The 13,182-nt window shown below is 73.7% G+C and carries 14 protein-coding genes and 1 pseudogene; 2 read left to right on the top strand and 13 right to left on the bottom strand.

Going from position 1 to position 13,182, the window contains the following annotated elements; genetic code table 11:
• Positions 1-19: 19 nt before the first annotated feature.
• The 6 genes and pseudogenes from EMA17_RS00550 to EMA17_RS00525 form a co-directional block, all read right to left on the bottom strand.
• Entirely contained in the window at positions 20-625 is a 606-nt protein-coding gene (locus EMA17_RS00550; RefSeq protein WP_126634836.1) for an isochorismatase family protein, read from the bottom strand.
• An 88-nt stretch (positions 626-713) separates the two neighbouring features.
• Positions 714-1,694, bottom strand: coding sequence for a GlxA family transcriptional regulator (locus EMA17_RS00545; RefSeq protein WP_126634835.1), 981 nt, complete (start codon positions 1,692-1,694; stop codon positions 714-716).
• 143 nt (positions 1,695-1,837) lie between these two features.
• On the bottom strand, positions 1,838-2,488 hold the full coding sequence (locus EMA17_RS00540) for a hypothetical protein (protein WP_126634834.1): 651 nt from the start codon (positions 2,486-2,488) through the stop codon (positions 1,838-1,840).
• On the bottom strand, positions 2,485-3,390 hold the full coding sequence (locus EMA17_RS00535) for a sigma factor (RefSeq protein ID WP_126634833.1): 906 nt from the start codon (positions 3,388-3,390) through the stop codon (positions 2,485-2,487). Before EMA17_RS00535 ends, EMA17_RS00540 begins: the two co-directional genes overlap by 4 nt.
• Complete coding sequence (locus tag EMA17_RS00530) at positions 3,387-3,569, bottom strand: hypothetical protein (protein WP_126634832.1); 183 nt, start codon at positions 3,567-3,569, stop codon at positions 3,387-3,389. The genes EMA17_RS00535 and EMA17_RS00530 overlap by 4 nt, the downstream gene beginning before the upstream one ends.
• Before the next feature lie 228 nt (positions 3,570-3,797).
• Positions 3,798-3,962 (bottom strand): annotated as a pseudogene (locus tag EMA17_RS00525) (short-chain dehydrogenase); the annotation flags it as partial.
• A 29-nt stretch (positions 3,963-3,991) separates the two neighbouring features.
• On the opposite strand from EMA17_RS00525, the gene EMA17_RS00520 reads away from it, so the two are divergent.
• A complete protein-coding gene (locus EMA17_RS00520) occupies positions 3,992-4,186 on the top strand; it encodes an MmyB family transcriptional regulator (RefSeq protein ID WP_246126369.1) in 195 nt (64 codons plus the stop codon).
• Positions 4,187-4,211: 25 nt separating this feature from the next.
• Here the strand turns inward: EMA17_RS00520 and EMA17_RS00515 are convergent, their stop codons facing one another.
• A complete protein-coding gene (locus EMA17_RS00515; RefSeq protein ID WP_126634831.1) occupies positions 4,212-4,715 on the bottom strand; it encodes a GNAT family N-acetyltransferase in 504 nt (167 codons plus the stop codon).
• A 162-nt stretch (positions 4,716-4,877) separates the two neighbouring features.
• A complete protein-coding gene (locus EMA17_RS00510) occupies positions 4,878-6,086 on the bottom strand; it encodes a cytochrome P450 (RefSeq protein WP_126634830.1) in 1,209 nt (402 codons plus the stop codon).
• Between the two features lie 226 nt (positions 6,087-6,312).
• On the opposite strand from EMA17_RS00510, the gene EMA17_RS00505 reads away from it, so the two are divergent.
• Positions 6,313-7,380: a KR domain-containing protein gene (locus EMA17_RS00505; protein ID WP_126634829.1), complete on the top strand. Its 1,068-nt coding sequence runs from the start codon at positions 6,313-6,315 to the stop codon at positions 7,378-7,380.
• A gap of 12 nt (positions 7,381-7,392) precedes the next feature.
• Here EMA17_RS00505 and EMA17_RS00500 read toward each other — a convergent pair whose 3' ends face one another.
• The 5 genes from EMA17_RS00500 to EMA17_RS00480 all read right to left on the bottom strand — a co-directional run bounded on the left by EMA17_RS00500 (position 7,393) and on the right by EMA17_RS00480 (position 13,145).
• Entirely contained in the window at positions 7,393-8,187 is a 795-nt protein-coding gene (locus EMA17_RS00500; RefSeq protein WP_126634828.1) for a tryptophan 2,3-dioxygenase, read from the bottom strand.
• Between the two features lie 225 nt (positions 8,188-8,412).
• Entirely contained in the window at positions 8,413-8,808 is a 396-nt protein-coding gene (locus EMA17_RS00495) for a DUF4240 domain-containing protein (protein WP_126634827.1), read from the bottom strand.
• Positions 8,809-8,927: 119 nt separating this feature from the next.
• Positions 8,928-9,860 carry a hypothetical protein gene (locus EMA17_RS00490; RefSeq protein ID WP_126634826.1) on the bottom strand — a complete coding sequence of 311 codons (933 nt, stop codon included), beginning with the start codon at positions 9,858-9,860 and terminating at the stop codon, positions 8,928-8,930.
• Positions 9,861-10,017: 157 nt separating this feature from the next.
• A complete protein-coding gene (locus EMA17_RS00485; RefSeq protein WP_126634825.1) occupies positions 10,018-12,456 on the bottom strand; it encodes an ABC transporter permease in 2,439 nt (812 codons plus the stop codon).
• Positions 12,453-13,145: an ABC transporter ATP-binding protein gene (locus EMA17_RS00480; RefSeq protein WP_126634824.1), complete on the bottom strand. Its 693-nt coding sequence runs from the start codon at positions 13,143-13,145 to the stop codon at positions 12,453-12,455. The genes EMA17_RS00485 and EMA17_RS00480 overlap by 4 nt, the downstream gene beginning before the upstream one ends.
• Between the last annotated feature and the right edge of the window lie 37 nt (positions 13,146-13,182).

Raw genomic sequence — 13,182 nt, 5'->3', positions numbered from 1 at the left:
GGCCCACCGCGCCGGCGGATCAGTCGAGCAGGTGCGCGAGCGTCGGTACCACGAGGCCGAAGAGGTCGGCGATGGTGGTCAGACTTGCCGCCTGGAGGGTTTCGGCGGGCGTGACGGCGCCGTCGAGGGTGGGCAGCGCGCGGGTGGCGGTGGCCTCGGCGACGACGGTGGGGCGATAGCCGAGGTTGAAGGCGCCCTGTGCGGTGAAGGTGACGCACATGTGCGTCATGAACCCCGCCAGGATCAGGTCGGGTCCCGCGTCCGGGTCGCGGAGCGTCCGCTCCAGGTCGGTGCCGTGGAAGGCGTCCGGGACCTGCTTGACCACCACCGACTCGCCCTCGGCCGGCGCCACTTCGCCGCTGATCGCGCCGATCTCGGCCCGGATGTCGTACGGGGTGCCCGCTCCGCCGTCGTTGACGACGTGCACGACGGGCGTACCCGCCGCACGGGCGGCGGCGAGCAGCCGGGCCCCGGCGGCCAGGGCCGGTTCGACGCCGTCGAGGGCCATCACGCCGGTGCGGTAGGTGTTCTGGAAGTCGATCATGATCAGGGCGCACGCGCCGTCCAGGCGCGGCGGCGTGTTGTCGAGGCCGATCACTTCGCGCAGGGTCGCGGAGGGGTGCATGAGTCGGAAGTGCCTTTCGTTCGCTGTCGGTTGCATGGTTTTCGGGCATGGCGAAGCCGCCGGGCCACGTGGGTTGGTCCGCCGGGGCTCAGGACACCGTGCGAAAGCGGCGGCGGTAGCCGGCCGGGGTGGTGGAGAGCTGCCTGCGGAAGGCCCGGTGCAGGGTTTCCACCGAGCCGAATCCGGTGGCCGCCGCGACCGCCTCCAGCGCTTCGTCGGTGCCCTCCAGGAGGCGGCGGGCCGCCTCGACCCGCGCGGCCTCCACGAAGGCCGCCGCGCCGGTGCCGGTCTCCTGCCGGAAGACCCGGGCGAACTGACGCTCGCTCAGGCACATCCGCCCGGCCAGCGCGGACGTGGACAGGTCGTGGTCCAGGTGCTCGGTGATGTACACGCGCAGTTCGTCGATGTCCCGCCGGCCGGTCGCGGGTCGGCTCAGCGGCACGCTGAACTGGCTCTGGCCGCCCTGCCGGCGGAGGTACACGACCAACTGCCGCGCCACCGCGAGGGCCAGGTCCTCGCCGTGGTCCTCGGCCACCAGGGCCAGCGCCAGGTCCAGGCAGGCGCTGATCCCCGCCCCGGTCCAGATCCGGCCGGAGCGCACGAAGATCGGATCGGCGTCGACCCGCACCTCGGGGTGGTCGGCGGCCAGTTGCGCGGCGGTCGACCAGTGTGTGGTCGCCCGCCGCCCGTCCAGGAGCCCCGCGGCGGCGAGCACGTGCGCGCCCACGCAGACCGACGCGATCCGGCGGGCGTGCGGCGCGGTGACCGCGACCCACGCCACGACGGCGTCGTCGACCAGGGCCACCGGACCGTCCGGGCCCATCGCCACCGCGCCGGGGACGAGCAGCGTGTCCGCGGCCCCCGCCTCGGCGAAGGCCACGTCCGCCAGGATCCGTACGCCCGCCGACGTGACGACCGGGCCGGCCTCGGGGCCCGCCAGGCGAACCACGTAACCCGCCGCGCCGGCGGTCTCCCGATTGGCCAGCGCGAAGACCTCGGCCGGACCGGTGACGTCGAGCAGGTCGACATCGGGGAAGACCGCGATCACGACGCGGTGTGGAGTGGACATGCGTCCATCGTGGCGGTCGTGCCCGATGGCCGCAATGACGGGTATCTGTCACATTCGGCCATCGACGCGGCGAGGCCGCGTCGGCCCCACACGAACGTGGCGGGCGCGTCCGGGATGTCCGGAGCGCGCCCGCCACGAGACGCTCATCCGTGGCCGGCGGCGGCCAGGAGGCGGGGGAAGCGGTCGTTGGGTCTACAGATCTCGCCGAGGTCGGGGTCGTCGACCTCCTCGATGCCCGGCTCCACCCGGGCGACATACGCCTCCGGGTCGCCCGCGCCCTCGGTCTCGGCGGGAGTCGGCGTGGGCCTGGCCGCGTGCAGCCGGCCGGCCCAGTGGTGGGCGTCCTCCGGTTCGCCCTCGATCCGGTGGTGCAGGGTCAACAGGCGCATCGCCTCGACGTCGTCCGCACCGGCCGCGTACCGCCACCAGAACGCCGCGGGCGCGGGCCGCCCCGTCAGATACAGCAGGCACCCGAACACCAGCGCTCCGCCGGCCTCGCGTTTGTGCACGAAGTCGCCGAGGAGGGGGCCGGTGGTCGGCCTGGCCACCACGGCCTGGCACAGGTGCTCCAGGTCCGCCGCCGCCGCGTTCTGCGCGGCGTGCGCGTCCGCGAAGCCGGTGCCGCGTGGTGGACCGATGGTGCCCGGCCGGACCAGGGCGGCCAGCAGCTGCTCCTGGACGATGCGGTCGGCCAGCCGGCGGGTCGCGGCGCCGGCGTCGTAGTCGACGAAGGCCGCGTCCATGTCGCGTCGACGCTGTTGGAGGGCGTGGTCGAGGGGATTGAGGTGGTTCATGTATTCGGTTCCCGAGGGTGCGATGGGGACGAGGGGGTGGGATCGGGATGCACGTGGCGGGCCCGCTCCAGCGCGGTGGCGAGTTGTTTGCGGGCCGCGTGTACGTGACTGCGGACGGTGGAGATGGTCACCCCCAGGTAGTCGGCGACGTCCTGGAGCGGCAGTTGCATGACCAGGTGCAGGCGGGCGCAGGTGGCTCGCTTGACCGGCATCGCGGCGATCGTGCGATCCAGGATGTCCAGGTGGGGCACCACCGCGGCCGGGTCGCCGCTGCCCGTCGAGGCCGCGTCGGGGGCGCCCGGCGCGGTGAAGTCGAACAGCACCTCGGGGGTGCGCCCGCGCCGCCGGCGGATGTCCACCACCCGGCGGCGCAGGATCCCGAAGGCGAGCGCGAGCGGCGGGCTCGGGTGGCGCACGATCTCGGACCAGCGCCGGGACAGCGCGAGCAGCACGTCGGCGACCGCCTCGTCCGCGTCGTGCGCGCAGCCCAGGCTCTTCCAGGCGTGGTCGATCAGGGTCTGCTGGTACTCCCGGCAGAATCGGACGAAGTCCGCCGGCGCGTCGATCACCGGGCCGCCGGGGGCGGGGCGTCGGCGGTCCACCGTGTCCCGGACGAGGTCGCGCCGCAACCGGCGGTCCTCCAGGGCGTCGGTGAGCATCCGGAACGCGCGCTTGACGGGCGGCGCGGGCTCGCGCAGTACGTCGTCCCAGCGTTCGAACAGAGCGAGCAGCACGTCGGCGACGATGTCCTCGGCCTCCGGGCGCGAGCCCAGGTGGTCGTAGGCGAAGCGGGTGAGCGTGAGTTGGTGGCTGTGGCAGAAGGCGACGAAGTCGTTGCGCAGGAGGTCCACCAGGTCCACGTCCACGGCTTGGGCCTGCTCGGGGTGTCGGGGTTCGGTCATCGTCCGCCGCCCTTCCCGCGCGCGGAGTGTGTGCTGCGATACCCGTGGCCGCAGTGGCGGTGCGGCTCGGGGAGCGCGAAGCCACGCATCAGGGCACCGAGCGGCGCGCGCACGACGACGACGAACACGCCTATGACCAGCCACAGTTGTCTGGCCTCGGGGCCGAGGATGTTGTTCAAGGCAGCGGTTCCTTCCGTGAAGTCCGGCGCGAACACCGTCGGGCGCGCCGAACGTTGCGCCCGACGGTGTCCACGAGACCCGAAGGCCTCTCACCCCCTATCTCGCCGGCCGGGCACCCGCCGTCCAAGCCCGCATCGCAAAATCTCGCGCACCGCACCCGAGCGACTACACGTTGTCGCCCCACCGGGTCGAACGCCCGGCGGAGCGTGCGCCGCGCGCGAGCCCGGTCACCACGGGAGCGTGCCGTCGACGTCGAAGAAGCCGCCGGTCGGGCCGTCGGGACCCGGGCAGGCCATCCGCACGATGACCTCCGCGGCCTTCGAGGCCGGATACGCCACGCCCGGATAGGCGTGCGTCGGCGTGCCCGCCTCGGTGACCCGGGTCAGCGAGGCGGTTCACCGCGTTGTGGGAATCGCCGGGTGTGGTGCCGCAGGAGGGGGTGACCTGCAAGGTCGTCGACCACCCGCACGTGGGCACGCTGACCCTGGACTGCGACGTGCTGCACGCGGCCGGCAGCGATCTGCGCGTCATCGTCCACACCGCCGAACCCGACACCCCGGACGCCGAACGCCTCGCCCTCCTCGGCGTGCTCGGCACCCGGTCGCTCACCGGGTAGGGCCCCTCCGGCCGGCGGGCGGCGGCTACGCGTGAGCTTCCACGCCGTACAGGCGCAGGCCCCGACCGCGATAGTTCTTCAGGGCGTTGGCGTGGTCCTCGGACGAGGTGTGCAGCCAGATCCGGCGCACCGACGCGGCGTCCGGGAGCGGCGGGGTGGCCCACGCCTGACGGAGCACCAGGGTCAGGGCCCAGCCGCCCAGGCCCTTGCCGACGTATTCGGGGAGCAGGCCGAAGGTGACCACCTCCACCACGCCGCCTGGCTGCGGTTCGAGGTTGCCGATGCCGGCGCTCTCCCCCCGATGGGTGATCACCCAGGACTCGCGCAGCGGGTGGGCGGCGCGAAGTTCCGCCCAGTCGCGATCGGTTCGCTCCGTGCTGCGCCAGCCGTAGGGGGCGCCGATCCGCGCCTGGAGCGCGTACACCTCGGGCGAGGGCTCGACCCGCCGCAGTCCCAGTGCCTCGACGGGCCGTGACGGCCGCAGTTCGTCGGGCGCGGTCATCTCCAGATACATCAAACTCTTGCCCATTGCGACAGGCTATCGAGACTCGCGGACACCGAGGCCGTCGCCTGGTCGACCGCTCCGACGGGTGATCCCCATTGGGCCGATCGAGTGATCCGCCACCGCATGGCCGGTTGTGCAACGGATCGTGCCCGGGGCGACCGCGTCGAGGTCGCCCCGGGCGCCCGGTCACCAGGCGACCGGGAGGGTGAGCGGGAAGCGCCAGATGGACACCGTGTTCCAGCGCACCCGATCGGCCGGTACGGCCAGCCGCAGATCGGGGAACTCGGCCAGCAACGAGCCGACGCAGACCTCCAGTTCCATCCGGGCCAGATGCGCGCCCAGGCAGTGGTGGGTGCCGTGCCCGAAGGCCATGTGCGAGAGCGGCTTCTCCCGGTCGAAGTCGAGCTCGTCGGGCCGCTCGTACGCCGCGTCGTCACGGTTCGCGGTCAGATACGACACGTGCACCGTATCGCCGGCCCGCACCGTGACGCCGTCGAAGTCGACGTCCTCCAGGGCCACGCGCGGGATGCCGACGCCCTGGCGGAAGGGGATGAAGCGCAGCAACTCCTCCAGGGCCTTGGGCAACCGGGCGGGATCGGCGCGCAGTTCGGCCAGGCGTGCGGTATGGGTCAGCAGCGTGTAGACGATGTTGCCGATGTCGTAGGTGAGCGTGTCGTGTCCGGAGATCATCAACAACATGACCAGGACCGTCAGTTCGACCTCGTCCAACATCTCGTCGTCGATCCGCGCGGTGGCCAGTGCGCTGATCAGGTCGTCGCCCGGGTCGCGGCGCCGCGCGGCGCACAACGCGGTGAAGTAGGCACGCAGGCCCGCCTTCGCCTCGGCGGCCGAGGTCCGGTCGGCGTCGCTCATCGACATCATCGCCATGGCCTGCCGGCGGATCCGCGGCCGGTCCGCCTCCGGAATGCCGAGCAGTTCGCTGATCGTGCGCAACGGCAGTTGCCCGGCGAGCAGTTCCATCACGTCGGCCGGTGCGCCGTGCGCGCGGATCGCGGCGAGCAGTTCGTCCACCACACGCTGCGCCCACGGTCGCAGCTTCTCCACCTGCGCGTTGCTGAACGCCTTGATCACCAGTCGGCGCACCCGATTGAGCGTGGGCGGGTCCATCAGGTTGATCGCCTCGGGCTGGGCGATCGGCGCCGGGGTGATCCGGGGGTAGTCGGCACCCACCAGCGCCGCCCGGCTGAACCGACGGTCCGAGGTGACGAGCCGTACGTCCGCGTGCCGGGTGACCAGCCAACAGCGCCCCTCTCCGTAGGGCATGCGGACGCGGGCGACCGGTGCCTCGGTACGCATCCGGGTCATCGCCGGGTCGGGCTCCAGGGCCTCGTCGTGCCGGAACGGGCATGCCCATACCTGCTCGTCGGTGGTCATCGTGTCTCTCCCAGTCGGCGGGGCGCGTCGTTCGCCGGCGATACCGGCGACATGTGCCTCCCACGATCGGCGCGGAGGCGTCCCGAACGCTTGGGGCGGGGGTCCCGCACACGTCCCGGTCCGGTCCCGACGCCGTTTCGGGCGCGGTGCGACACCGCCGGCGTCGCACCCGGACGTGGCCTGCATTGGCCTTACGGCAGGCCGATCGGGCCCCTACGATCGGCCGATGACCACGATTTTGATCATCGGCGTGGGGGACATGGGCGAGCGGGTCGCCGACGGCTTGGCCGCCGGCGGTCCCGGGCGGCGCCTGATACTGGCCGGCCGCTCGACCGAGGGCGACGCGGCGGCGGCGACGGTGTCCAGTTCCCGCGACTGCCTCGTCGAGGCGGTCCGGCTCGACGCGTCCCGGACGGAGGAGGTGGCCGGGCTGATCGACAGGCTCCGCCCCGACCTGATCGTGCACTGCGCCTCGCTGCGCGGCCCCTGGGCGCTCGCCGGCCGTACCGATCCCGCCGCCGAGGCGATCGTCGCCGCCGGTCTCGGCCTGCGGCTGCCGTACCAGCTGCCGCTGATCCTGTCCGTCATGCGGGCCACCCGCGCCGCCGGGTACACCGGGCCGGTGGCGAACCTGTCCTTCCCGGACGTGACCGGCCCGGTACTGGCCCGCCTCGGACTGGCCCCCACCGTCGGCCTGGGCAACGCCGCGATGGTCCACCTGCGGGTGCGGGCCGCGCTGCGCGCCGCGCACCCCGATCGGCCGCTGCCGCTGATCCGCGTACTCGCCCACCACGCGCAGGTGATCGGCGTCATGACGGCGCGGCGGCCCGCCGACCCGGCCCCGGGCTGCCGGGTGTATCTCGGCGAAGAGGGCCGGCGCGACGACGCACTGGCCTACCAGGCGCAGCCGCTCGCGCCCGGACCGCGGCACAACGTGGTCACCGGCGCGGCCGTACTCCCGGTCCTGGAGGCGCTGTTGCCGGGCGCCGGCGCGCTGCGCCACTCCACCGCCGCGCCGGCGGGCCTGCCCGGCGGATACCCGGTCCGGATCGTCGACGGCGTCGTGTCCCTGGACCTGCCACCGGGGCTGACCGAGGCCGACGCGATCGCCTTCAACGAACGCCTCGCCGCCGGCGACGGCATCGACCGGATCGACGCCGACGGCACGGTCCGGCTCACCGCCGCCGCACACCGCGCGGTCGCGGACATCGCGCCGGACCTGGCCGAGCCGATCGCCGTCGACGAGATCGCGGCGCGCGCGGCCCGGCTGGACGCGGTCCTGGCCGGGGCCTGACCGCGGTCCGGCTCAGGCCTTGGACCTGACCTCCCACAGGTCCGGGAAGACCGGGTCGAACAGGGTGGAGCGCAGATAGGCCGCGCCGGACGAGCCGCCCGTGCCGAGCTTGGCGCCGATGGTGCGCTCGACCATCTTCATGTGCCGGTAGCGCCATTCCTGGAGGCCCTCGTCGATGTCGACCAGGGCCTCGCAGACCTGCGCGGCGTGTCCGGTCTCGTCGCGGTAGACCACCTCCAGGCCCGCCTGCACCTCCGGGTCGGCCCGCCACGCGACGCTCGGATCACGGTCCAGGACCCGCGCGGGCACCGGGTAGCCGAGGGCGGCGAGGTGGCGCAGCAGCGAGTCGAACACGGACGGGCGGTGCGCGGCGGCCTTGAGCCGGTCGTCCAGGTCCAGGTCGTAACCGCCGAACTCGCGGCGCCCGAGCACCGCTTCGAGCTCGCGGAACTGGGCCGACTGGAACCCGCTGGAGGTGCCGAGCGCGTCCCGGAACGAGGCGAACTGGCGGGGCGTCATGGTCTCCAGGATGTCGAGCTGGCCGACCACGGTCTTCAGGATCTTGGCCACCCGACGCGCCGTATGCAGCGCGCCGGCGCTGTTCCCGGTCTCCAGGTGTCTCTGGAGCAGCGCGACCTCGTGCAGGATCTGCTTGAACCACAGCTCGTAGACCTGGTGGATGACGACGAACAACATCTCGTCGTGCGCGTCGGTGGCCGGCTGCTGGCAGGACAGCAGGGTGTCCAGCCGCAGATAGCTGCCGTACGTGATGTCTGCGGTGTCCGTGCTGTTCGGGGCGTCGCTCATCGGCGCGTCCTCTCCTCGCGGGCTGTCAACCGTTCCGATGGGCTCGGAGACGACGGGCACCATCTTGTGCCGGTCGGGGCCTTTCAGGAATGGCCGACACACGGAAACACGAGGGTCCGATGTCATGATCACAACACGTTGCGCCGCGTGGTGCTTATGTTCGTAAACCCGCCCCGGACGGGGTGCGAGCCGGGGCGCCAGAGGCGGGTAGGGCGGGCGGGGGACTCAGTCCTGCCAGTCCCAGTCGAGCGACTCGCCGGTGAGATCGTGGTGAATGCTCGCGATCCGCCCGACGTGCACCCCGGGCAGTCCGGGTCGCCAGGCCGGGAAGGTCTCGGGACTCGCCCACAGGGAGCGGTAGTACGCCCGGCCCCGGCTGACCACCCAGTGCGCGACGTCCTCGGCACCGTCCTCCGAGTCCGGCAGGTACGGGGTGAACGGGTCGTCCAGCAACTCGACCACGGCGTCCAGGAATTCGCGGTGGAAACGGACGAGGTCGGCCGGGTCCAGGGCGCGCAGGGCGGCGTCGACGCCTCCGGGGTCCCGGCACACGTCCTCGACCCGCTCCCAGAAGGAGTCCGGGAGGTGGTCGGGCGGGGGCGGTGGGCTCTGCGGGTTCACGCACGGCATGCTTCCAGGCGGACGGGACGACCGGCACCCGGGGGGGCGGCCGGGGCATCCCGTCGTGGTCGTGGAGGTGTGCGAAGACCGACCGGATTCGATCCCGATCGCCCCCGCGATCAGCCCACGTGCTCCTCGTGGTCGGCCACGCGGGTCTGCACGTACTTCAGCAACTCGGCCGCCGCGTCCTTGAGTTCCTTGGCTCCGTCGGTGCGGCCGTCGCTCCACTCGGCCGACGACACAACCAGGGAACGTACCGCCATGAGGCGACCGAAGTCGCCCGTGCCGCCCGGCGGTATCGGCTTCAGGGTCGAGCCGGCCGGCGGGTCGAGCGCGACGACCTGGTAGCGGATCGGATCCGTACCCGTCAGGGCGAACAGGGTGGCGGCGTCCTCGGCGCGGTTCATGGTGACCACCGCGACACTGATCCGCATCCGCCGGTCGGCGTCGGTGTACAGCGCGGCGGCCAGGCGCGTACAGCCGGCGCCCCGGGCGACCGCGGCGGTCAGGTCGGGCGCGAACATCTCGGCGCAGGTCCGGGGCACATGCACGTCGACCCGCTCGAACGCGGCCCCCGACGGCAGCCGTACCCGCGCCTCGGGGAACGCCTTCGTCTCGGGCACCGGCGGCGCGGCCTCGGCCCGGCCCACCTGGAGCGGCGTGCTCGCCGCCGGCGGGCTCGCGGGTATGCCCGCGGTCGGGGTGACCGGTCGGATCACCAGGGTCGGGCGCGCGGTGGAAATCACCGACACGTCCGCCGTGTTCGGCCCGCTGTCGGCCGGGCGGATCAGGCCGTACACGCCCACCGACAGGATCACCGAGCCCACCACCGACGCGGCGAGCCACCCCGGGGACACCCGCCCCGGCGACCGCGCGCCGGATCGCGCGCCACCGCGGCCCGCGCCGGTCCCGCCGCGGTCACCGCCGCCGCCCGCACCCGTGCCCGCTCCCGCGCCGGGAAGGTCCCCGCCCGGCCGGCCGGCCGCGTCGTCGGCCCGCGCCACCTCGCGCGCGAGAAACGCGTCCCAGTCCGGCTCGTCCCGCCCCGTCATAACCCGCCCCCAAGATCGCAAACCCCCCACACGCAGCCTACCGACCCACCCGCCCCGCGAGACCGGCCCACCCGGCCCCGAACTCGACATCGGGGCAGGGCGGATCGGGCGGGCGGATCGGGCGGGGCGGTACCCGGTGCCGGCGCGGTTCGCCGCCCTACTCGGTGCGCAGCGCCGTGGCCGTGCGGGTTCGGGCCGCCCAGGTCGCCGGGAGGAGGGCGCCGAGGGCCGCGATGGCGACGCCCGCCAGGCCCAGGAGGGCCAACTCGGGCAGGTCGTACACCTCGAGCACGCTCGGCGGCAGGTTCGTACCGGCGGCGTGGCCCATCCTCGGCACCACGTAGCCGTGCAGCGCGTAGCCGACCGGGACACCGATCAGCCCGCCGGCCACACCGATCCCGACCACCGAGGCGAGCACGAGGCCCACCGTCTGTCGCGGGGTCATCCCGAGCGCCTTGCAGACGCCCAGGTCGTGCACCCGCTCGCGGGTGTCGAGCACGACCGAGTTGAGCACACCCAGGCCCGCCACGGCGACCAGCATCAGGGTGAGCAGCGCGGCCATCGCGTCCAGGACCAGGATCAGGTCGTCGCGGCCCGAGGACGTGTCGCCGAGCACCTCGCCGCCCAACGGCCCCACCACCCGGGCAAGATCGGCGGCATAGCGGTCGCGGTCCACACCGGGCTTCAGACCGACCAGGTACACGTCGGGGCGGGCCGAGGCGAAGGAGGCCATGTCGGCGTGGATCCGGGTGCCGTCGTCCGAGGTGTCGAAGGCCTCGCCGACGATCCGCAGGCTCTGGACGTCGCCCTGGTGGGTGACCCGGACGGTGTCGCCGATCCGGGTGCCGGTGCGGGCCAGGAACCGGGTGGGCACCACGACCTGCCCCGGACCGTCGAGCCAGTGCCCGGCGATCATCGGATAGCCGCCGGGCCGCGAATCGCCCTGGTACAGCGCGGCCCGGACCGAGCCCGGGATGCCGGTCACGGTGACGTCGGCGTATCCCAGGCCGTAGCTCGTGGCGGTGCCGGGCGCGGCGGCCACGGCGTCCCGGATCCGGCCCGAGTCGGCCGGGGTGGACGAACCGCCCCCGGCGGGCACGTTGCCGGCACCCGGCCCCGCGCCGCCGGCGGGGACCGGGGCGTTCGCGCCCGCCGGGCCCGGGCCGCCCGCCGGCGCCCCGCCGGGTCCGCCCGCGGCGCCGGCGAGCACCGTGACCGCCGCCCGGCTCTCCGGGTCCTTCGCGTCCCCGACCGCGTTCAGCGACGCGGTCAGGCCCACCGCGAACGTCGCCGCGACGGTGCCGAACACCACCGCGAGCACCATCGCGAGGGTCCGCACGGGGTGCGCGAACGGGCTCGCGAGACCGTAGGTCACCGCCCGGGGCAGCGGCAGCCGCCCGGTCACCCGGTACGCCCACCGCCCCCGCCCCGTACGCGGCGCCCGGCCGACCGCGATCGCCTCGACCGTACGCAGTCGACCCGCCCGCAGCGCCGGCACCAGCGCGGCGACCCCGACCACCACGAGCGCGCCGACCGCGACCAGTACGTCCACCCACCAGGCCACGGACAACGAGGTGTCGCCGTAGACCTGTTCGGTGTCCGCCAGGAGCGGCAGCGCCATCAGGTTCCCGAGCACGACACCGAGCCCGATGCCGACGGCGGCCGGCACCAACGCCTGGGCCACATAGGCCCGCACCACCTCGCGCGGGGTGAAGCCGATCGCCTTGAGGATGCCGATCCGGCGCAGCCCGGTGCCGACCGCGCCGCTGACCACGCTGCCGACGATGATCACCGACATGGCGATGCCGAGCACGCCGAAGGCGGTCAGGAACGGGATGGTCGGCGCGGCGTTGCCGTCGGCGGCGCGCTTGGTGTCCAGGTGGGACCGGGCGCCCAGGAACGCCCCCGCCGGTACGGCCGACACGAGCTCGGCCCGGCGGTCGGCGACCTTGGCGTCCGTCCCGGCGGCGGCGAAGCGGTAGAGCATCTGCAGCCCCGCCGGCTCGTTCGCGGACGCGAGCGCGCCGACCTGGTCCGGAGTGACCCAGGCACCGGCGGTGCGGCTCACCGATCGGGCGCGGCCGACCACGGTCAGGATCGGCGCGCCGGGAGCGTCGGAGCCGGCCAGCGTGAAGCCGGGGGTCATCTCGGGGCCGGCGAACTCGGTGGACAGCACGATCTCGCCCGGTTTCTCCGCCCAGCGACCCGAGGTGAGATCGAGGTCGTCCACCGCCGCGTGCGGGCCGGCGCGACCGACCACGGTGAGCGCCGGGAAGTGCCCGCCCCGACCGTCGGTGGGGTGGATCGTCGCGGTCGGGTACGGTCCCGCGCTCGCGGTGACGCCGGCCAGGTGCCCGGTGGCCGTCAGGTCCGCCGCGCCCACCTTGCCGGCATCGAACTGGGCGCTCAGGTGCGCCCCGTGCTGATGGGCGAAGGCGTGGTCGAAGGGCGCGTTCGCGGCGACCACGAGCGATCCGGCCACCACCGCCGAGGCCACGGCCATCATCGTGGCCAACGCGATCACCACGGTCTGTACCCGACGCCTGGACACCCCGGAGCGGACCACCCGGCCGAGCGCGCCGCCGAGCCCGATCATCGGACCGCCTCCGCGCGCGGGTCGAGCGCCAGGTGCCCGTCGACCAGGTGGATCGACCGGCTCGCGCACGCCCGGGCAAGTGCCGGATCGTGGGTGACGAGCACGATGGTCTGCCCGTCGCCGTGCAACTCGGTGAGCAACTCCCGGACGTCCGCGCCGGAGGCGCTGTCCAGCGCCCCGGTCGGCTCGTCGGCCAGGAGCAGTGCGGGTCGGTTGATCAGCGCCCGGGCCACCGCGACCCGCTGGCGCTCGCCGCCGGACAGCCGACCCGGGTAGGCGCGGGCGTGCTTCCCGATGCCGAGCACCTCCATCAGCTCGCCGGCCCGCGCCGCCGCCTTGCGTCGGCCGGTTCCGGTCAACTGCGCCGGAAGCTGGATGTTGTCGCTCACCGTGAGGTCGTCGAGCAGGTTGAAGAACTGGAAGACCATGCCGATGTGCTCGCGGCGAAAGCGGGCCAGCGCGTGCTCGCTCAGCCCGTCGATGCGCTGCCCGGCCACGGTCACCGTGCCCTCGCTCGGTCGGTCGAGGCCGGCGATCAGGTTGAGCAGCGTGGACTTGCCGCTGCCGGAGGGGCCGGTCACCGCCAGCGCCTCGCCGCCGGCCACGCCGAGGTCGAGCGGGCCGAGCGCGGGTGCTCCGCCGGTGTCGTAGCGCTTGGCCACGCCCGCGAATTCGATCACAGGGGTCATGGGGGTCGTCCGTCCTTGGCGTTGGTGGGAGGGCGTC

Source organism: Embleya hyalina (genome assembly GCF_003967355.1).
Taxonomy (GTDB): domain Bacteria; phylum Actinomycetota; class Actinomycetes; order Streptomycetales; family Streptomycetaceae; genus Embleya; species Embleya hyalina.
The sequence above is the reverse complement of the archived record's forward strand: the minus strand, read 5'-3'. Positions and strand labels throughout refer to the sequence as shown.